General features: G+C 46.5%; 17 protein-coding genes. All 17 read right to left on the reverse strand.

Annotated features, from left to right (window positions below):
• Positions 1 to 201: 201 nt before the first annotated feature.
• The gene (gene ftsH / locus GC096_RS06835) at positions 202 to 2,163 is read right to left on the reverse strand and encodes an ATP-dependent zinc metalloprotease FtsH (protein WP_171629509.1); all 1,962 of its coding nucleotides are present in this window, start codon (positions 2,161 to 2,163) and stop codon (positions 202 to 204) included.
• An 89-nt stretch (positions 2,164 to 2,252) separates the two neighbouring features.
• Positions 2,253 to 2,792, reverse strand: a complete 540-nt coding sequence (hpt, locus tag GC096_RS06840) for a hypoxanthine phosphoribosyltransferase (RefSeq protein ID WP_171629510.1) — start codon at positions 2,790 to 2,792, stop codon at positions 2,253 to 2,255.
• 61 nt (positions 2,793 to 2,853) lie between these two features.
• Positions 2,854 to 4,281 (reverse strand): tRNA lysidine(34) synthetase TilS, encoded by a 1,428-nt coding sequence (gene tilS / locus GC096_RS06845; RefSeq protein WP_171629511.1) that lies wholly within the window; start codon positions 4,279 to 4,281, stop codon positions 2,854 to 2,856.
• Positions 4,282 to 4,314: 33 nt separating this feature from the next.
• On the reverse strand, positions 4,315 to 5,220 hold the full coding sequence (locus GC096_RS06850) for a protein kinase domain-containing protein (protein WP_171629512.1): 906 nt from the start codon (positions 5,218 to 5,220) through the stop codon (positions 4,315 to 4,317).
• Complete coding sequence (locus GC096_RS06855) at positions 5,204 to 5,926, reverse strand: vWA domain-containing protein (RefSeq protein WP_057313332.1); 723 nt, start codon at positions 5,924 to 5,926, stop codon at positions 5,204 to 5,206. Before GC096_RS06855 ends, GC096_RS06850 begins: the two co-directional genes overlap by 17 nt.
• A 209-nt stretch (positions 5,927 to 6,135) precedes the next feature.
• Positions 6,136 to 9,414, reverse strand: a complete 3,279-nt coding sequence (locus tag GC096_RS06860; protein ID WP_171629513.1) for a collagen binding domain-containing protein — start codon at positions 9,412 to 9,414, stop codon at positions 6,136 to 6,138.
• A gap of 157 nt (positions 9,415 to 9,571) precedes the next feature.
• On the reverse strand, positions 9,572 to 10,309 hold the full coding sequence (locus GC096_RS06865; protein ID WP_171629514.1) for a class D sortase: 738 nt from the start codon (positions 10,307 to 10,309) through the stop codon (positions 9,572 to 9,574).
• A 68-nt stretch (positions 10,310 to 10,377) separates the two neighbouring features.
• Entirely contained in the window at positions 10,378 to 12,870 is a 2,493-nt protein-coding gene (spoIIE, locus tag GC096_RS06870) for a stage II sporulation protein E (RefSeq protein ID WP_171629515.1), read from the reverse strand.
• A gap of 784 nt (positions 12,871 to 13,654) precedes the next feature.
• Complete coding sequence (locus GC096_RS06875) at positions 13,655 to 14,254, reverse strand: S1 domain-containing RNA-binding protein (RefSeq protein ID WP_171629516.1); 600 nt, start codon at positions 14,252 to 14,254, stop codon at positions 13,655 to 13,657.
• A gap of 109 nt (positions 14,255 to 14,363) precedes the next feature.
• Positions 14,364 to 14,687, reverse strand: a complete 324-nt coding sequence (locus GC096_RS06880) for an FtsB family cell division protein (protein WP_171629517.1) — start codon at positions 14,685 to 14,687, stop codon at positions 14,364 to 14,366.
• A 15-nt stretch (positions 14,688 to 14,702) separates the two neighbouring features.
• Complete coding sequence (gene yabQ / locus GC096_RS06885; RefSeq protein ID WP_171629518.1) at positions 14,703 to 15,278, reverse strand: spore cortex biosynthesis protein YabQ; 576 nt, start codon at positions 15,276 to 15,278, stop codon at positions 14,703 to 14,705.
• On the reverse strand, positions 15,275 to 15,562 hold the full coding sequence (gene yabP / locus GC096_RS06890) for a sporulation protein YabP (RefSeq protein WP_056617955.1): 288 nt from the start codon (positions 15,560 to 15,562) through the stop codon (positions 15,275 to 15,277). The genes yabQ and yabP overlap by 4 nt, the downstream gene beginning before the upstream one ends.
• A 139-nt stretch (positions 15,563 to 15,701) precedes the next feature.
• Positions 15,702 to 15,965, reverse strand: a complete 264-nt coding sequence (locus GC096_RS06895; RefSeq protein WP_171629519.1) for an RNA-binding S4 domain-containing protein — start codon at positions 15,963 to 15,965, stop codon at positions 15,702 to 15,704.
• Positions 15,965 to 16,237, reverse strand: coding sequence for a non-specific DNA-binding protein Hbs (hbs, locus tag GC096_RS06900; RefSeq protein WP_028557378.1), 273 nt, complete (start codon positions 16,235 to 16,237; stop codon positions 15,965 to 15,967). Before hbs ends, GC096_RS06895 begins: the two co-directional genes overlap by 1 nt.
• A 120-nt stretch (positions 16,238 to 16,357) precedes the next feature.
• The gene (gene yabN, locus GC096_RS06905; RefSeq protein ID WP_171629520.1) at positions 16,358 to 17,884 is read right to left on the reverse strand and encodes a bifunctional methyltransferase/pyrophosphohydrolase YabN; all 1,527 of its coding nucleotides are present in this window, start codon (positions 17,882 to 17,884) and stop codon (positions 16,358 to 16,360) included.
• Between the two features lie 85 nt (positions 17,885 to 17,969).
• Complete coding sequence (locus GC096_RS06910) at positions 17,970 to 19,679, reverse strand: putative polysaccharide biosynthesis protein (RefSeq protein WP_171629521.1); 1,710 nt, start codon at positions 19,677 to 19,679, stop codon at positions 17,970 to 17,972.
• A 131-nt stretch (positions 19,680 to 19,810) separates the two neighbouring features.
• Positions 19,811 to 20,353 carry a stage V sporulation protein T gene (spoVT, locus tag GC096_RS06915; RefSeq protein WP_171629522.1) on the reverse strand — a complete coding sequence of 181 codons (543 nt, stop codon included), beginning with the start codon at positions 20,351 to 20,353 and terminating at the stop codon, positions 19,811 to 19,813.
• Positions 20,354 to 20,444 lie beyond the last annotated feature (91 nt).

Consider the following 20,444-nt stretch of genomic DNA (forward strand, 5'->3'; position numbering starts at 1 on the left):
GTGCTTCCTCCCCTATCTGGGACGTAAGAGTCGTCTCAATCGTCTATCTAAAAGTAGTATGATCTAAAAGCAATAAAATTAGAGATTTACAACTAATTTACACATTCTCACATCGCCTGTCAATGCGCAAATACATTGAAAAAACTCGGAATTCCGAGCACACTGAACGTGTACAACGGATTTCCGAGTTCGCATTGCAACTTACTCTTCTGTTTGATCAGGCTTAATCTCTTTAACTTCTTTGTCTTTGTCAAACTCCAGCTTATTGCTTTCGCTAGCTTGGCTTTGACCTTGAATAGTAACTTTAACATCTTCCTCATCGGTGCTAGCATTAAGTTTGCCTTTTTCCAAGAGTTCGATGATTTCGTCTTTATCCAACGTTTCTTTCTCTAGCAATGTTTTGGCAACGAGGTGGATCTGATCCGCATGCTCTGTAAGAATCGTGCGTGCACGTTCGTAGCACGTACGAATAAAGCTTTGCATTTCCTGATCGATCTCGTAAGCAATCGCATCACTATAATTCTGCTCGTGTCCGATATCGCGGCCCAAGAATACTTGACCTTGGGAGCTGCCGAACTGCATCGGTCCAAGCTTATCGCTCATCCCGTATTCCATAATCATGCGACGAACGATTCCCGTTGCTTTCTGGAAGTCGCTGTATGCCCCTGTGCCAATTTCTCCGATGAACAATTCTTCAGAAACACGACCACCCAAGAGTCCAGTAACTTTATCCAGTAGCTCGTTCTTCGTTTGCATCATGCGATCTTCGCCTTCTTTAGGCAGCATCATCACATATCCGCCAGCGCGTCCGCGAGGTACGATCGTAACCTTGTGAACCATGTCCGCATTCTCCGCATGATAACCGATAATCGCATGACCCGCTTCGTGGTACGCTACGATACGTTTCTCAGAGTCGGAGATGATACGGCTTTTCTTCTGTGTACCTACGATAATACGGTCAAATGCTTCTTCAACTTCCGCCATCGAAATATCCTTACGGTTACGACGAGCTGCAATCAGAGCTGCTTCATTCAACAAGTTCTCAAGGTCAGCACCCGTAAAACCAGTTGTATAACGTGAAAGTGAATCTAGCTTCACATCTTTAGCAAGCGGTTTGTTACGCGCATGAACTTTCAATACAGCTTCACGACCTTTGATATCAGGACGATCTACCGTGATTTGGCGGTCGAAACGGCCTGGACGCAATAAGGCAGGGTCTAGAATATCAGGGCGGTTCGTTGCTGCTACGATGATAATACCTTCGTTCGCGCCAAATCCGTCCATTTCAACTAGCAATTGGTTGAGTGTTTGCTCACGCTCATCATGTCCGCCGCCTAAACCAGCGCCACGTTGGCGACCAACCGCATCGATTTCATCGATAAAAATAATACAAGGTGAATTCTTCTTCGCATTCTCGAACAAGTCACGAACACGGGATGCGCCGACACCGACGAACATCTCAACGAAGTCAGAACCGGAGATACTGAAGAAAGGAACGCCTGCTTCACCGGCAACAGCACGAGCAAGTAGCGTTTTACCTGTTCCTGGAGGACCATTCAATAGAACACCCTTAGGAATTCTAGCGCCAACTGCTGCGAATTTACGAGGATCCTTAAGGAACTCAACAACCTCGATTAATTCTTGCTTCTCTTCATCCGCACCTGCCACATCTTCAAAGGTGACACGTTTCTTCTCCTCGTTATACAGGCGCGCACGGCTCTTGCCGAAGTTCATCACTTTACCGCCGCCGCCTTGCGCTTGATTCAATAAGAAGAAGAACAAAATGAAGATAATGACGAATGGAATAATGGACGTAAGAAAGCTAATCCAAACGCTATCGCGTTCCATCGGCCCGTACTCTTCCGAAGGTACGCCGTTCGCTTCAATCATTTGTACAACTAACGGTTCATAAGGAGCATGTGTTTCAAAGCTCTTCTTATCCGCGCCATTAGGCGGGTTAATATACTTACCCTTAATCGAATAGGTATACCCATCGAACTTTAACACTACGGACTCTACATTTTTGTTTACAACTGCTTGTCGGAATTTATCGTAAGTGATTAACTCCTTCTGTTCATTCTGGGTACTGATGAAATGAACGATCCCCACGGTAACCAAAAATATAAGCAAATAAAAGCCGGTATTCCGGATAATTCGATTCATAACGAGCCTCCTCTCAAACGGCACACAATTATTATTTTACCACACTCCGGTAAAGCGCTACAACTTTAGTGCGCCTGCGGAACATGACACTAGCTCGAATAGATCTCTGGTTTCAATATGCCGATAAATGGAAGGTTACGATACTTCTCTGCATAATCCAGACCATATCCGACAACGAACTCATCCGGTAGCTCATAACCCGCATAATCAGGTTCAAGCTCTACCGTTCTGCGTGCCGGTTTATTAAACAGCGCAACAACCGAGATTGTCTTAGCATTGCGTCGTTCTAGCACATCTATCAGATAACTTAGCGTTAAGCCACTATCGATAATATCTTCCACGATCAAGATATGACGTCCTTCCACAGGTACATCAAGATCTTTGATAATCTTAACAACTCCTGAGGACTTCGTGGATTGACCGTAGCTGGATACCGCCATAAAATCAATTTCCAAAGGCACTCTAATTTGCTTTACAAGATCCGCCATAAAAATAAAAGCGCCCTTCAGCACACAAATAACCAATGGATTCTTACCTTCGTAATCAGCGGAAAGCAATTCCCCTAATTCTTTGATCTTGCCTTGAATTTGTTCTTCACTGTAAAGTACTTCTTGAATGTCGCTGTACAAGGATGAACCCCCTAGATTATATTATGAATCCTTATAAATTTACATTCTAGAAGAACGAAATTTACGTATGTTCCTGCAGCACTAGCTTCATATGAAGCACACGTTCTGTGTCTGGTCCGACCAAAGCGTGTTTGGACCTACGAAATCCAGCAATCCAGAGAATTCGTCCGGATGCGTCGACCAGTAGTGGGATGACCTCACGCCGAGTTAGTGGCATTTTGGCATCAATGAACATATCCTTTACCTTTTTGGACCCGTTTAAACCAAGAGGTTCCAATCGGTCTCCCGATCTTCGGCTTCTCAAACAAAGCGGCAATTCTACCTGGTCTGCATCCAAAAAAACGTCGCCATTATGGTCTGGTGATGAAGCTGCTGTCTCATACGCGCTTAAAGGCATCCATGAGTAGATCAATTTGGCGTTCATGTCCGGCAGGTCCAGCTCATTCGATGCTAACCGGATCTCATAAGCATAAGGCTTAGGATCTGGTGCAAAGGTCTGAAATTGAATAGATCCATATTCTCTCACAATATAAATCTGTTCATCCACTTGGAGGACTTGATTCGACATCTGATCTTTAATCATTAACTCGCGCACGCGCTCGATTCGTGTAAATACCAGCCGTTCCCTTTCCAAACAAAGACAGTTTAATATTAATTTAATCAAACGCCTTTGTAAAGCAACGTGAAGCTCGGCGAAATCACTCCGATTCAAGCGGCAGACGTTCGACTGAAATGTCACGATTCGGCGAAAAACCTTATCCGTTTCTTCATCCAAATAATCATTCTCAGCGTGCATCACATCCGTCAATCGATTGAGTGACTCTGGAAGTTGTTCATTATACTGTTTCAGCATTGGCATAAGATCTAGCCGAATCCGATTGCGGAAATACTTCCGGAGCTCATTGCTGCTGTCCTTACAATAGGTAATTTCATGCTGAGCGCAATAATTCACAATATCTGATTTGTATATACGTAAAAAAGGACGAATCAGTTCCACTTTTTTTTCGCGCCTTCGTTCCGGCATGCCAACTAGCCCCGATGGGCCTGTCCCACGCAAGATTCGCATCAACATCGTTTCAGCTTGGTCATCGGCATGATGGGCCAAAGCGATCCGTTGTGCACCGTACTGCTCAGCCACTTGATGGAGAAATTCATATCTTTTCTCGCGCGCTGCCGCTTGACCATTTAAGGAAGCCTCCTCTATATAAGCAGGAACATCGATAACACCAATTTCACAAGGAAGGGCCAACCCCGCCGCAAGCTCCGCAACGAAATCTGCTTCCGCATCCGATTCCACGCCCCTGAATTGATGATTCACATGGGCAACCACGATCGTCCACTGGTGGGTATTTGCAAGACGAAAAAGGACATGCAACAGCGCCACTGAATCAGGTCCCCCTGAAACCGCGACGACGATCACATCTCCTGCATCTGCAAGCTTTTCTTCCTCAATTCGTCTTTCCACTTTGGTAACAAGATCCGTATCCATCTCGCATTCCTTTCGGCCTTTTCTTCCCCTGCGCTACCAATACATATATATCGTTGCTCCACAAATAAAAATAGATGCAGCAAAACATATTTTAAGCCATGGCATTTTCAGCGTCGACTGCGCGACCTTCTTACCTGCAATCAGCTTTTTCCATTCCACAATTGCTTCTTCCGACGTATTAAACTCGCCGCGCAAAGCTTTATTCAGAAAAGGCGCCAACTGAGCAGCAACTGGATTTTCCCGCATTATTGACGTTAATTGATCTAACTCTCGGTTTTGAGGGAGTGTTTTGATAAAGCCAGCGAAGCGTTTGCGGTGATCTAGTGTTTTTAATAGTAAAATAGCAAATGAAAATAGATCGTAACTTTCCTCCGCAACCCGCTCCCCCATATTCCAAAACCCACGATCGTAGACTTCTGTTAATTGTTTAATCGCTCGTCCCTTGGGTGATACGCCCCCAAAATCAATGAGGTCCACATCGCCATAGTTAGATACAATCATATTCTCGACCTTCAAGTCTCCGAATACATACCCACTCCTGTGGATTTCAGTGAGCTTCCGCAATAGGTTCGTGCCGATCACATATATCCAGTCCGGACTGCGCTTACGTATAAATTCAGAAAGAGTCACACCTTCAATATATCGCATGACGTAGAAGGAGATTCCTTTGCCTTGAACCACCATATCATCTGAATCAATCAAAAAGTTCTTAAAAGAATTCTCTTTCATTGAAATAGCAAGTAAGGAATTGATCTCTGACTGATGGTCAACCGTTTCATATCCTGCTTTAAGCGCAAATCTAGCGTTTCCCCTTCGCACAAGAGCAACAATGCCATTGGAGCCTGCTCCTAGTAAGCGTTCGACCACATACACATGGCCATTCCACTTCCCTTTAATTACAGACCCTGGGCGAAAGGCCTCATCATACCACGTAGTCACTCAGCATCCCTTCCTCAGTCGTCTTTGGTGAGAAAGGCTTTTCTGTCACGAACTGCAACGTTTGCAGCAGCGCTGGACCGGTTGGTGTCGTACCCTTCATGTTTATTTTATAGAACATCTTGTCGACATTTGCAAGCTGATTCGTCCAACCATGATCCATTTCAAGTTCCTGATCACTCGATTTGGTAGATGGAAAATGGAAAACAGCAAGCTCGCTCACGCCGCTTCGGGCTCTTAAACTAAGCAAAAGATCATGAATCGCTTCACGTACCGCGGCAAGTTTCGGCTTCATACTAGCACTTGCATCTATTAAAAGGGCAACACGTAGCGACGTGGTTTCACTCATGTTATCAATAACTTGTACGACTTCAGCTCGCTTCTCTGGTGGCAATTGCTCTAATTGTGATATCCCCAATATACTTTGCAGTTCCTTGCCCACAGCATGCTGGATGGTTGCATTAACGGTTTTCCGCGTCATCATTTGCACGGTATGCGACAGTTGTTCGGAATTAACAATCCGACTCATGCCACCGCCTGCTGCTGCAATCTCTCGAATCTCTTCTGAGCCAAGCACGCCTAACTCCCCATGATCAATCACACCAATGACATTCACAGCAACACCCTCTGCTTGTGCTTGTGCCGCTGCTATCACGGGACTTACGCCAACATTGGAACAACCATCTGTAATTAATAAAATTTGTTTCATCATCATCTTCTGCCTCCCTGACCGATAAGATTCGCTCTCTAGTAGTTTCATATCCTAGTTTTTCCATTTGTGAGAGTGTCTAATCATCTTGCAGGTAGGGATTGCGAAAGGTATTTACTCGATTTTATCCTATGCAGCATATGTTAAGAACCAAATAAGCAGGGGGACATCCCCCTGCTTATTCGTAGCGTTAGTCAATCGCGATGAAGTTAACGTCTCCTCCGAACTTTCCTTCCTAGCATAATACCAAACAGCACGAAAGTTAACCCAGCAAGCTTGACATAGAGATGGCTAGACTCACCCGTGACCGGCAATGTTGCAGGCTCCATAGTGGGAGGAGCTACCACACCAGGATCTGAAGGTTTAGGTGACGGCACGGTCGCAGCCGGTGGTGAAGGCTTAGGTGTCGGCGTAATAGAAGGACTTGGTGTTGTACTTGGTGTCGGTGTTGATGATGGTGTTGGTGTCGGCGGCGATGTTGGTGTTGGTGTCGATGTTGGCGGTGGTGTTGATGTCGACGATGGCGGTGGTGTTGGTGTCGGTGTTGGCGTTTTGCTATTCGTATACGTCACCCTTTTATTCTCTGCCGATTGTAGTGTAAATGGATACTCACTTCCATCTAGGGTATACCCACTTGGTGCTGTGGTTTCCTTAATCACATAGTCTCCTGCCAGCAAGCCTTGGAAAAAGGCAATACCTGCTTCATTCGTCGTTTGCGTTTGAATTAAATTCTTCGTTTCACCAGACTTCCGGTAAAGCTCATAGATTGCTCCACTTAGAGGTAACTCTTTGTTGGAAGCATCTACCTTTTTCACTTCTAAGGACCCGCGGACACCATTTCCTGTACCTGAACCCGAGGACACGCCTACCACAATGTCTTTGACGGTTTCTTTTGTAATCGTTTGAACATTGTTTCCGCTGAAACTGACAGCATTGGTGATCGATTCCTGATCGCGGGCAGCAATGACAGATTGATATTCCAACACAAAGGCCGTCGAGATCAGACTCTTGAATTTTAAACGAAACGTCTGATTCCCTGTCGCATCTGTTTGAATATCAACGGTGTAGCCAACTCCCTCTACTAATTCAATGTCCTTGGTTAAATCACCATTGGCAGATGCCTTCATACTGAACAAATGAAATGAATCCGACACTAACACTTGATTGCTAGATGGCGTATCGAATATTTCCGCATCGCTTAGCTTCGATTGGCCCTGATTAACGGTAATCTGCCAGTTGATCTTATCACCGTTCTGTGACCCGTTCTTGCTCACGTATTCCCCACCATGAGGGATATTAACCGCGGCTGTAAGATCTTTAGATACTTGGGTTGAGCCATCAAATAGCTTCGCTGTATTCAACACCTTATTGGTTATCAACTGGTTCTCTAAGCTTGTAATAAAATCGATCGTATAAGCCTCTGAAATGGGGTCAAGAAAAGTAATGATAAGTTTTTTCTGAGGCGTAACCTCATAGTGGTACCTTGCAGGATCCACCAAATCACCTAGCGAATGGCCTCCGCTTGGAGCGATGAGCATTTTATGAATAACTAACGAGTTTTCAAGCAGGGTCTGACCAGACTCCAACATATCTTCAATTTTGGCTTCGGAAATGCTTTTGCCATTGTAATTAATCCCTACACTCCAAGTGATTTGTTTATTCACTGCGTTATACGTACCGCTTTTAAATCCATTTTTCTTCACTTCGTTGTAGGGATTGAACTCCGCTGTCACTGTCTTCGTATGTGCTTGCTCTTGGCTAATCCAGTCGATTGTCCCCTGATTGGTGAACACATTTGCACTGCCCAATGGAAGTGCTAACTCAAGGTTGAACGCAGTATCATAAGTAATTTTTATAGGCTGAGAAATCGGATCGGTAAATGTCAGGGTGAATCCAACATCTGCGCCAATACTGCTATCAAGGGTGTAGTCTGCTGGACTAGTAAGGATAACATTCCCTTTCTTTACGACTAAGGAGTCTGGTATCAACCGTAATCCCTTACTAGGAAATGTATCTGTTACAACGACGTGATCCATTTCCTGGCTGTCACCATTAATGACGATTTGCCATCCCACTATCTTCGATTGATAGTTGACATCACCTCTCGTCTTAACAATACCAACTTGCGTATAGGGCTTGGTAACCGTCGTGCTGCTATTTTCTCCTGTGCTTACCTTATTAGTAAGAATTCCATCCTCGTATATGGGACCTGTGGCTTTCGTTTTATAAATGATTTTATACGCAGAAGAGATGTCTTCAAGAAATTGCAATTTAAAACCTGTTTTCCCCGCTCCCGTAAGTACGGAAACCGTATATTTATCCGTTGACACTTCGCCGGCGAGTGTAGGTACACCGCTGCTGTTCAATGTCACCTTATATACATGGATTGTTCCTCCTACCAACTGATGAATATTATCAAATAAATCAGTTAGTATGGCCTCAGATTGAGAGATGCCCTCTTCTCCACCGTTATATAAGATAGCCCATTCCATGGTCTGAGTTATTGGATCATACTTCGTCGCTTCCTTCATCAGCATGTTCCCACGTAATACACTAACTGTTGAAGAAGCCTGAACAGGTTCCTTGTTAGATCCAGAGAAACTGGCTGTATTCGTGAAGGAAGTCTTGAACATATCTGTAATTGGTGTTGAAAATTGAATACGATATGCAGACGTTATTGGACTCTCCGTAAACTGAACACGAAGAACCCCACCCTCGGTACTCACCGCATAGCTGCTGCTGTCCAATTTCACCCCTTGTATGACCGTCCCATTGAGTTGCACATTTAATTGATAAACAGCAACCGTCACAGGAACAGCTAATCCCTGAATAATCGGATCCGTAACAACGGCATCCTGAACAGTATCCAACGTCTTGTTCACATCCACTGTCCAATCAATCGACTTCGCATTATAACCTAGAGGAGCACCAGATTTACTAATCGTTGAATCTACGTTAGGCTTGAATTTTATGGTAAATATTTGATCGCCGCTACGTATTGGAATCACAATCGTTTGTTCCGTAGTCCCTGTAATTTGACTCTTATTGAATTGCGTAAGGAAGCTCAACGTTCCCTTCAAATCATCATGACTCTCAATAAACTCGTTAAATGTAATCACCACATGATGACTATCTTTATCGGCATGGAAATTCCCTACTGTTGAACTGTTATCTATGACAAGGGGACCGCTTACATTGTTGAATAACACAAACTCCTGCGGCAGCGTAAAAGTAAATGTATCTCCGTTATGATAGCCATGACCATTTGGCAAAGACCAGGTGTAGTCCAGCTTCGCTTGTGCATTCTGGTCATACACATTACCCGTTACAACTTGACCGTTACTATCGTATACCGCTAATGTAACACTATCTAGGATGCTGCCCGATATCTCAGTTGCATTCACCTGGCTTGAAAGGGTAATCCCATAAAGGCATTGCATAAACATTAAGAGCGCAATCAGCATAGCCTTCGTTTGTTTCTTCACCATCTTTGTTTAGACCTCCATTTCAGGTATGTGCCTTGTCATAGGCAAGAAAAGTACTCTCAAATAAGTTATGATACAAATTGTATCATATTGAACAGCGAAAAATACAGCATGTTTTGAAAATATGTCATTTCCATCCTTTCTATACGTGAACTTCTAACTATTCAACTAATTTCCCTTTCACAATAAGGCGATGCGTCGGGTCTACCATGGGATCACACGTAATTAATGTAATTTCCCGGTTGCTATCTTTGCTTTGCAAGACCCACACATCCGTAGGTAGAACATATAACTTTTCCTCTACACGGTAAACGAATTTGCTACTCCCTGTATCTACTTCTATTACATCACCAGGGACAACTTCATCTAAGCGATTAAAATTTTTACCGTACGTTAAATTCCGATGCCCAGCAATCGCATAATTTCCTATTGCGCCAGCTTTTCCTGTATTCGCAATACTGGCAACTGCGATTTTCATATTATCCATGGTCGCACCAGAGAGAATGGGGAGTTTCAAATCAATTTTATCAATACTTAGAACCCCCTCCATGTTCTTTGGTTTCGCAGGGGCAGGCTTTGCTGTCGCCGCAACCTTCACAACCGTGTCGCTCACGCTTGTGGGCTTTGCGGATTCAGACACCAATGGCTCGTTGGGCAATACACTTGCATCTGCTGAGGGAGTCACGTCACCCCCAACGGGAGAAGCCTTCGAAACTCCTGCGGCAAGTACCTCCTCATTTTCCTCTCCAATTAACTGATCCATTCCTTGCATATTGTCTTGCCATTGCTTCAAAATCTGATGTTGTTGATAACTTTCATATCGATCATTTATCGTGGGATACAGAAACAGACATACACCCAGAAGTATGAGCAATATGGCAAACATCCTCCTGATCATTCAGCTAACCGCCTTTCTCGACTGAAAAACCGCGCCGGCAAATGAGCCGGCACGGCTAATTAGAACCTTTAACTAACTGTTTTCGGACGCTCCATACGTGTAATACCCGGCCAACGGAACGTTGCCCACTCCGGCTGCCGCTTCTCAATACGTGCTACAACAACCGTCATATCATCCTGAATTTCCCCATGATGATGGCGGAAAATACGCTCCAATAAGCAATCCGCGAAATCCTGCGGTAACGTCGTATCAATTTCCTGAATCATCCGCTTCATCCACATCTCCTTGTTCACAGCATGGCCCGGGGCATCAAAGATACCATCCGTCATCATGACTAGGATATCTCCTGATTGCAGCGGAATGGAGACCAGATCGACATCAATCTCGCTCAAGATGCCTACCGGCAAATTGTTTGCCGAGATCTGGATCACCTCCGTGCCGCGCTTAATAAAGCTTGGTGTAGAGCCGATCTTCATAAATGTCGTATTGGCATTGTACATATCGATCAATGCCATATCCACCGTGGCGTACATCTCATCCGATGAACGCAGCATCAACACCGAGTTCAGCGACTTGATCGCGAGCTTCTCGTCCATCCCCGACTGCAGCAGCTGCTGCAGGATGCTAAGCGCCGTCTCGCTCTCCGCGCGCGCTCGCTCGCCATTCCCCATGCCGTCGCTCAGCGCAACGGCATACTTGCCATTGCCCAGCTCCACCGTGGAGTAGCTGTCGCCCGAGAAGAGATCGCCTCCCTTGGCAGCGCCAGCGACTCCGGTTTCCACCTCGTATTCCTTGGCGGAGCCGAATACGACCGTGCTGTAGCCCTCGCCGCGCGTGTGCATTTCCTCACGCATCACGGCGACATTCTCGCCGATGATTTCGCTCAGAAGCGGCGCGATGATCTTCCGACATTCATCAAATCCCTTCGTATATTGATGGATGATTTCGATTTCGATGTTGCCTTCGTCTAAGGAAATCACATCGATGGTATGAATAGATAAGCCCAGCTCCTCTAGGGCATTACGAATTTGCTCTTCTTGGAGGAACAACTCCTGTCCTTCCCTTTTAATTTCCTTCGCTAAGTCTTCCATGACCTGCGAAACACCTGACAATTGGTCGGCAACAAGGTGCCGGCTATCGATGATCTGCTTTTTCCAATGCCTGTCATTCTTATATAGACTATATTGCTGCTTCATTACATCTAGCACTTGTTCCGTACGAATGCACACCTTCTTCCACTCAGGCGGAATCTGTTTCTTCGTCATACTCTCCTTCGTCTCGATTTGGCTCATCATATCCGTCATATACGTATAAGTCTGATAGAATTTCTGATCCCAGCACTGGCTCTTCTTCCAACAAGACTCACACGCCTTCTGGGTGACAGCATTCATGAAATGTCCGACATCTTCCTCCTTACGACTCACCTCATCTTCCGTCGTTAGCTGTTTAAAGCTGCGCGCCAACTGGCGGAATACCTCCGAGAATTGCTCTACCCGACCTGCCGTCACATCCCGTACACGCTTCGCGTAATCCTGCTGCGACTTCAGATTCTCTTGGGTACCAGGCACATACTTAGCAAGCATGAGAATCACGCTGCGCGGCGTAAGCAGGAACAGGGCAACGGCCGCAAGAGATTCCCAAGCCGAATTGATCATATCCACACTAGAACCCATATAGAAAGATAGAATAGATGATCCTATCAGCATCCCAAACGCAACCATCAAGCGATTCCCCTCTTTAAGGAGACCTGCAAGCATACCAGAGAAAGCAAGCAAACTCATCTGATAAATCGCATTGCTATTCGCAAGACTTAGGATAAGCCCCGTAACAACACCAACGGATGCCCCGAACGGCGCTCCTCCTACCAACGCAAACAGGAGTATCAAATAACGAGATAGCACATGCTCTATCGTGACAGGACCCACAAGCCAACCAACCGTACCTGTCATGACCGAAGCCAGCAAAATAATTAAACAAATAATCTCCTCATGTTTCAGATGATAGTTTTTGCGGGTAAGTGTGAATACAGGGATCGCTTGAATGAAAATGAGCGTCAGCACCAAACTTAGCAACGCTTCAACGGTAATCATCATCAAGGAGTACCACGTCAAGTTAGAAACAACCAACTCCGCAAAGAGCTGTACGAGGAACGTTGAGCTGAATACGAGGATCGGAGCTAACGAAACGTCAGATCGTTCATATTTCTCAAGTGCCTTCTGGATCCCTAGGAAGATAACAATTTCTGTCACCAGATAACCGGTGTTCCCATTCACCGCGAGCAAGCTACCTGCAAATGCAGCAATACCCACCCAATGCAAGATATCCTTTCTTGTAAAATAGATCACTGCGACAAACGCCAAAGCAAATGGTGATAACTGTTCCAGAATCATCGCTCGACCGAGCAAGAAGCCCATAACGATGAGCAGTAACGACCACTTCTTAGCAACAAAAGCTTGTACCCATCGATTCTCCACAGCTGCACTGTGAACGCCTACTTTTGCTTTCTGCCAAATTCCCGACCATCCGCTACCCATCACCGCGCCTAAGCTTCGTCTTTGCATATTCTCGAACACCATCCATTTCTTCCCTTATTTGTTACTCTAGTATAGAGACAATCTAGCAGAAAGTTTGTCAGAATGAGTTGATAGATTCAAAAAAATTTCCGACATGTCCCGATGTCTTTGTCAACAGGTCCCAGCCCTTGCCTGCTCTGGGTTCCTTGCATTGAAAACGTTTCCAGAAGTCTGAATACCTCGAAACTTCGACCTGCATATGAGGGAGATACCCGTAACTCCATGTCGATTGATTTGCATTGTTTTTGCCGGACTTGTCGCACATGACAAAGAAAAACGCCTCCGCCGTCCTTCAAGGACGGAGCGTTTATGGAGAAATACACCAAAAGGGACTGTACTTGAGAAGTACGTCCCTTTTGGTGTATGGCAGCCACGTTGGCGCTCCTCTCTCGTGCAGGGATGCGGGCAGCCGTGGACCCAAACACTAGAGTAACTGTATTTTGTACAGCTAATTTCACGTCTAATTCGTGTTTCCGTGATTTAGCTGGAAATTATCCATGTAATTTCAAGATTTGAAGAGAATAGGGATGAAATACGATGATTTAACCACATATATTCCATTTAATCGTGAAATTTGGAGAAATTCGAGAGAATTAACTGTATGTTTTTCATCTAGTCCGGTGGGAAAGCCAAAATCAGATAAAGTGAAGTGTGACTATACATGAAATAAGGGGGAAGCTTCGCTTACCCCAAACCCAAAACATATACATTCATATATGACAAAGAAAAAACCACATTCGCCGGAGCGAATGTGGTTCATCATCTGCATCTATTAGTCTCTTCTTCCGCCTCGGCCACCGCGTTTGGACTCGGTGTTCTTCTTCAAGGACGAAATCCGCTCTTCACTATCTTTTAGGAAACGAGATACTTTATCTTCGAACGAAAACGGTCTAGCTCCGCCTTGCTGCTTGTTAAAGCCGCCGCGACCACCACCGCCACCACCACGATTGAAGCCACCGCCGCCACCTGGACGACCGCCACCACCACCTGGACCACCGCTTGGAGGACCACTACGGTCTCCACCGCTGCTTGGACGACCACCTTGGTAACCGCCGCTTGGACGATCTCCACTAGGACGACCTTGATAGCTGCTGCCACCTGTACGTTCAGGACGAGCTGGTCTTTCCTCAACTGGCTTGTCAATCGTTTGCTTGATCGACAGTCCGATCTTGCCATCCTTGTCCACGTTAATTACTTTGACCGTTACCTTGTCTTCTAGCTTCAAGTGGTCATTAACGTCCTTCACATAATTGTCCGCGATCTCCGAAATGTGAACAAGACCGGTAACTCCTTCAGCAAGCTCGACGAATGCTCCAAAGTGAGTAATCCCCGTCACTCTTCCCTCTAACTTGGTGCCAACTTCAATTGCCATAAAGTAAAATGTTCCTCCCTTAAAATGTTGAAAACACTGGCTACGCCGATTATAACCGATGCAGAAACCACGGTCAACACGGCATTCGCCACTTCTTCGTAACGTTTTCTTATTGCGACTTCGAGACACTTAATGGCGTCTCTCCCGTTTTACTGTAATGAAAGTCTCGGCGAATGATCTGATCCAAATATTCGTCGTTATGCAGCCGTGCGATTTCCTTCGTCGTGAGAGCATTTATCTTATGCGCTTCGACGAGTTGTTGTTCCATATTCGCTACGACACTTTTCTTCTCGTGCAGCTTGGCGAACTGCCCCCAGATGTTAACAGCAGCCCAGCTCAGAAAACATAAGACAATGATCAAAAGGATACGCAGTCTTCGCTTCGAGCCTTCCCGACTGATGCGCTTGGTTGAAACGGTTGCTTGAGCATGCATGAATAGGAAATCCTCCTACTTCGAGAATATCCTGCGATAAAGCGCAATGATGCGTCCCTTCAGTTTCTTCAACCAGTCCGGGATCACCAAGTACTTATGCACAGGCTTAGTCATCCAGAGGAATAATCTCCACATAGGATAGAGCAATTGTAGCACAATTCTGTAAAGGAATATAGCTACGGCTAGCAAAAAGCCTAAAATTATCACCGTTAGACGATATATGCCAATTATCGGTTTAATGATGATAATTTCGACAGTCCTCTTAAGGAAGCGGTAAATCGCCACAATAATTCGTATGAGAATGAGCGTTAGTCGAATGACTAGCGAACTAAGAAGAGCGAAATAGAAGCAAATTCCGATCCCCATTCCAAGGAAAATAAAAATACGAACTTGTCCTTCATTACTGTAAATAAGCATCTTGAACACCAGGATTATCGCCACAATCCAATAGATACTATCTACAATTGGGATGGTCCATCGTGGCAACCGCAGCTTGCCCGAGAGCACATGAAAAATATCGAACAGAGCCCCTATGCAAATTCCACTCAGGAACATCATGAAAATCGTCTGAAATTGAACGTGAAGCGTCACTTAAATAGCTTACCAAGAAACCCTTTGGATTTCTCCTGGGTATTCCCGTCCACATAGGCTAATTCATGAATAATACCTTCAATGGCGACTAATCCTTGCTCCAAGCTCAAGTTCTTGATGTGCAAATTTTGCCCCTTAATCATCAAGTAGCCCATTTCCGTTTCTAGGAGGAATTCTTCGCTATCAAAACTTTCTACGTTCAAAACTCCTGATATTTCCAAGAGCTTGCGATTCAGCATCTTAATTTCTTGCCTTTTATTGCTGTTTTTCACAGGTTCAATCATGGCCTGTACCCCTCCTTCACCTAATCTTACGATATGGGAGGATGTCCTTTTTTAGAACCAAGCCTTGCATCTTATGCCTACAAAAAAAGCAGCCTAAAATCCCCTCTGCAGGAATCCCAGGCTACTTCATCGTTATGCGTTATTCGGATTGGAGCGGCTCTTCCTTCAGGAGCGTGTACATCTGCGCAGCGTCTTCCTTACGGGTCGACTCTGTCAAAAGCTCAACGCGAATCGTCACTTTCTTTTGACCGAACTGAATGGATAACTCATCTCCAACTTTCACATGCGTACTCGCTTTAGCGTCCCTACCGTTAATCCACACGCGCCCTTGGTCAGACACATCCTTTGCAACTGTACGGCGTTTGATCAGACGAGATACTTTGAGAAATTTATCGATACGCATTATTTTACAGCGTCTTTAAGCTTGTTGCCCGCTTTGAAAGCAGGAACATTGGATTCTGCGATTTCGATTGGGTTACCCGTTTGCGGGTTGCGACCTGTACGGCCAGAACGCTTACGAGTTTCAAATGTACCGAAACCGATCAATTGTACTTTATCTCCGGATGAAAGAGCGTCTGTCACTTCACCAAGGAATCCGTTAAGGACAACTTCTACGTCTTTCTTAGTAAGTCCGCTTTTTTCAGCGATGTTGTTGATCAAGTCTGTTTTGTTCATGTGTTTTCTTTACCTCCCAAAATGTTTGAAGATCAGCTCTTCTATGTACCAACTGTGGTTACATTTCATGATTATACCTTGCAACAAGTCTAGTATTCTGCTTTTTTCGGCAAAATCCTTCTATCGTTGATCAAGTTTTATAACTTTTTTTGCTTCTTGCCAGTAAACTTCCATCTCTGATAACCCAGTTTGTTCAAAAGATAAGCCCTTTAAACGTAGCTGTTCCTCAATATATGAAAATCTTTGCATAAATTTCCGATTCGTTTGTGCTAGAGCCTCTTCAGGGTCTACTTTGAGGAATCTAGCAACATTGACGATAGAGAATAGGACATCTCCCAACTCGTCACGACGCTGCTGAGCCCCATCTTCCGCCCCAAGCGCAATCGCCTCTCGCAACTCAGCGAGTTCCTCTTCCACCTTAGCAAGCACGTCATCAAGCTCTGTCCAATCAAAACCAACCGTCGCCGCTTTCTTCTGCAGCTTCATTGCCTTCATCAAGCCCGGCAGTTCTCGCGGAATGCCATCCAACACAGACTGCTGCGTAACATCGATGCCTTTCTTTCGCTTCTCTTCGACCTTAATTGCATTCCAATTGACTAACGCTTCATCAGCATCGTCTGCTTTCGACTCCCCGAACACATGCGGATGACGGCGGATTAGCTTCTCATTCAACGTAGCGATCACATCATACACGGAGAACGTGCCGATCTCCTCTTCCATTTGCGCATGCAGCATGACTTGTAAAAGCAAATCGCCAAGCTCCTCGCACATGTGATCGGGATCATCTTCATCAATGGTTTCCAGCACTTCGTAGGCTTCCTCAATCAGATTCTTACGCAGACTCTCATGGGTCTGCTCACGATCCCACGGGCATCCTTCTGGGCTGCGCAGGGTCTGAACGATCTCGTGCAACTTACCAAATGTCCGATTGTACGGCCCTTCCTGCTCACTGCGTGGTACCCACACTAGCGACAGATTGCCATAACCTTTGACATGATCCAGCTCGTGAAGCGGTACTTCGATGATCTGCTCCTGACCTGCCACGCCCAAGGAGTGGCCAACAATGACCTTATACTCGTCTGGATAGGCATCCATCAGGCTGATTTTCAAATCAGAGGCTGTGTACGTATCATACACCTGCCCAATCACCGTATGCAGCTGTGGATTCAATGCATAACGGCTGATGCTCGTCGCATCCAGCAACTGGAAGCCGTCGATCGGATCGAAGCCAAATCGTAAGAAGGCTTGGTCTAAGAAGCTCTCTCCACCTGTGATTTGCAGTTCGATCCCTTCAGAAGGGCAGCGTTGTTTCAGTAGTTGCACTGTATACTCCGCTACCATGGGATGACCTGGAACCGCGTAAAGCACTTCACTCGCATGGCTTTTCGCTGCCGTGATTAATTCTTCCGCAATGGACTCATAGACTCTTTCGAACGTCTCATTCGACATGTAATTCGGATCAAACGTTTCGTACGGCATGGAATTGGCATCTAACAGTTGTACCATCGGATGATCTTTCGTCCGCAGGAATAGCTTCGCTTGTGACTTAGCCGCTAGTTGAAGCTTCTTCCATACGCCTAAGGTTAATTGATCTTCGTCTCCTGTCCCGAGTCCAAGGACGGTAATTTGCGGGTTGCTTGATGACATGGGATGACACCTCCTGATTAATGGTTATTTATAATTTGCCGAGTAGGGCAAAGTTGTGGAAGTTTGTTGGCGGATGAAACAGCCGCTATTTGGGATTAGAACGGCCGCGCGAAGACCTCCGCGGCCTCAGCCTCGCCAGGAGCGGCGCCAGCTTCCGCTCCAGCTCCGGCATCAGCCGCAGCTCCTCGCGGCTGATGCTGCCGCTGCGCAGCAGCGCAAGCGCGTAGACGGCCGCGCCGCCGGCTACGCCTATGAGAGCGATGGCGCTTGCGCCCCATCGCTCAGGCACGTGCCATGCCGCCGTAGCGAGCATGGCTAGCCCTTGCAGCGCTGCGAGGCCGCCGCCCATCAGCCCCACGGCAAGCGTGGGACTGACGGCGTACGGCCGCAGCGCGAAGCGCACCCCGGTGCTGCGGCGCAGCTGCACCAGGTTTAGCCCCGCCGCAGCGGCGTAGGCGATCACCGCGCTGAGCGCGGCGCCGTCGATGCCCCAGCGGGGCACCAACACGATGTTGCCGAGTGCTTTCAGCACGATGGCAACGAGCAGGGCATTCGCCGGCGTGCGGATCGCGCCGGCGCCCTGGAGAACGCTGGCACTGACAGCGTTCAGCGTACTAAATAAGGCCGTGAAGGCCAACACGGCCATCGTCCAGCTCGCCTCGGTGCTCGTATAGAGCATCAGGTTGATCGGAACGGCCAAGAAGGCGAGGCCAAACGACGCGCCAAGCCCGATCACCCATGCGAGCCTGACGGACATCTCCGCGCGAAAGCGGATGAGATCCACTCGCCCGCTTAGCTTAGCTTCCGCAATCGCCGGCACCAAGACAGCCGACATCGAGGAGGCCACCATCACGACCAACTGGACAAGTGGAAGCCCACGGTTATAAAGGCCGAACTGACGCATAGCTTCCAACTCACTACCAAAGGATGCTTCCAACAAACGAGGCATCGTGAACGTATCCACGAGCGTGAGCAGCGGCACAACAATAGCACCTAAACAGACTGGAATAGCATATATCGTAATTCGCTTGGCCCATTGCCAAGATGAAATCACTTGCTCCGTTTCTGAGCCGGCTGCTGTCGCTTTCCTAGCATCCCTACGTCGCTTCCGCCGCCAAAACACAGCCATCACCACTAGACCCGCTCCAGCGCCTGTCACAGAGCCAAACGTGGCCCCCGCCGCGATCCAGGCTTCATCATAGGCAAGCGCCACCAGATACAACAATAGCGCGACCATTGTAATTACACGAATGAGCTGTTCGATGACTTGCGAGACCGCGGTAGGCACCATGTTTTGATACCCTTGGAAATACCCTCGCAGGACAGCAAGAACGGGAGATAAGAGCAGGGCAAAAGATACACTGCGGATCGCTGTCGCGGTCTGCGTAATGCCAATCCAACCAGCAATCGTCTCCGCACCAAAATACAACAGGAGAAATAAGAGAAGCCCCGCACTCATTAATAGGGCAGATGAGACGACCACAATCCGTTTCGCGCCTGAATGATCCCCTTCCATGACGCGTTCGGCTACAAATTTAGACACCGCGACTGGAAATCCAGCAGTGGCTGCAAATAAGATCAGAATATAGAGCGGATAAACCGCATTATAAATACCAAAAGCTACATCTCCAGCTACGTTTTGCAAAGGAATCTTCTGCAGCGTCCCTAGTAGCTTTGAGAGCACAGCCGCACCCCCAAGCAGCGCAGCGCCCTTTAACAGCTTGTTCTGTTTACCATCACCGTGCCTCTGGAGCCCTTCTTTCTGCTGATCTTGCTCCTTGAAGGTGACCCTCATTCCGTTTTACTCCTCTACACCAACATGATTCCTATGTACGTATTATAGCGAAATCTGCCAGTTCAGACAAAAAAAGCTTCGCTTACAGATGCATCATCTCCGTAAGGAAGCCTTCGTTTGGAATTATGTGTTCATTGCTCCATCTGCTTCGCTAAGAATCCCGCAGCAGTCTCAACCATTTTAACTTCCATATTGCCCATTTTTACATTCTCGTCCTTCGAAATCAGGATTACTGAACCAATGGGATCTCCTCCTGCTACAATTGGCGCAGCTACGAAAGAAGTGAATGTTTCATTGTTATCCTTAATAATCTCGAATTGACCTGAACTGCTTTCAATCACAGCCTTACGATTTTCCATGCAAGACTCTATGATCGCCCCAACTGATTTCTCTAAGTAATCCTTCTTAGATCCGCCAGCCATAGCGATAATATTATCTCGATCAGAAATCAAGGCAACATGATTGGTGCTTTCAAACAGGGACTCCGCATATTCCTTTGCAAAATCACCAAGCTCACCAATCGGTGAATACTTCTTCAGAATAACTTCTCCATCACGATCCACGAAAATTTCCAAAGGGTCACCTTCACGAATGCGTAGGGTGCGCCGTATTTCCTTGGGGATTACAACTCTCCCTAAATCATCTATCCGACGGACAATTCCAGTTGCTTTCATACCTCTAGATGCCTCACTTTCCGCTTTCGAATTAGATACGACACGAGCATGAAACCTTGTATGCTAGATCGGGATTTGGTGGGAACTTGAA

The organism is Paenibacillus plantarum (genome assembly GCF_013141695.1).
Taxonomy (GTDB): Bacteria; Bacillota; Bacilli; order Paenibacillales; family NBRC-103111; genus Paenibacillus_E; species Paenibacillus_E plantarum.

Excerpts from the sequence above, each read along its gene's own strand:
- ftsH (WP_171629509.1), bottom strand. The coding sequence starts at position 2,163 with ATGAATCGAATTATCCGGAATACCGGCTTTTATTTGCTTATATTTTTG.
- tilS (WP_171629511.1), bottom strand. The coding sequence starts at position 4,281 with ATGGATACGGATCTTGTTACCAAAGTGGAAAGACGAATTGAGGAAGAA.
- GC096_RS06855 (WP_057313332.1), bottom strand. The coding sequence starts at position 5,926 with ATGAAACAAATTTTATTAATTACAGATGGTTGTTCCAATGTTGGCGTA.
- GC096_RS06860 (WP_171629513.1), bottom strand. The coding sequence starts at position 9,414 with ATGGTGAAGAAACAAACGAAGGCTATGCTGATTGCGCTCTTAATGTTT.
- GC096_RS06865 (WP_171629514.1), bottom strand. The coding sequence starts at position 10,309 with ATGATCAGGAGGATGTTTGCCATATTGCTCATACTTCTGGGTGTATGT.
- spoIIE (WP_171629515.1), bottom strand. The coding sequence starts at position 12,870 with ATGCAAAGACGAAGCTTAGGCGCGGTGATGGGTAGCGGATGGTCGGGA.
- GC096_RS06875 (WP_171629516.1), bottom strand. The coding sequence starts at position 14,254 with ATGGCAATTGAAGTTGGCACCAAGTTAGAGGGAAGAGTGACGGGGATT.
- GC096_RS06880 (WP_171629517.1), bottom strand. The coding sequence starts at position 14,687 with ATGCATGCTCAAGCAACCGTTTCAACCAAGCGCATCAGTCGGGAAGGC.
- yabP (WP_056617955.1), bottom strand. The coding sequence starts at position 15,562 with ATGATTGAACCTGTGAAAAACAGCAATAAAAGGCAAGAAATTAAGATG.
- GC096_RS06895 (WP_171629519.1), bottom strand. The coding sequence starts at position 15,965 with ATGCGTATCGATAAATTTCTCAAAGTATCTCGTCTGATCAAACGCCGT.
- hbs (WP_028557378.1), bottom strand. The coding sequence starts at position 16,237 with ATGAACAAAACAGACTTGATCAACAACATCGCTGAAAAAAGCGGACTT.
- yabN (WP_171629520.1), bottom strand. The coding sequence starts at position 17,884 with ATGTCATCAAGCAACCCGCAAATTACCGTCCTTGGACTCGGGACAGGA.
- GC096_RS06910 (WP_171629521.1), bottom strand. The coding sequence starts at position 19,679 with ATGAGGGTCACCTTCAAGGAGCAAGATCAGCAGAAAGAAGGGCTCCAG.
- spoVT (WP_171629522.1), bottom strand. The coding sequence starts at position 20,353 with ATGAAAGCAACTGGAATTGTCCGTCGGATAGATGATTTAGGGAGAGTT.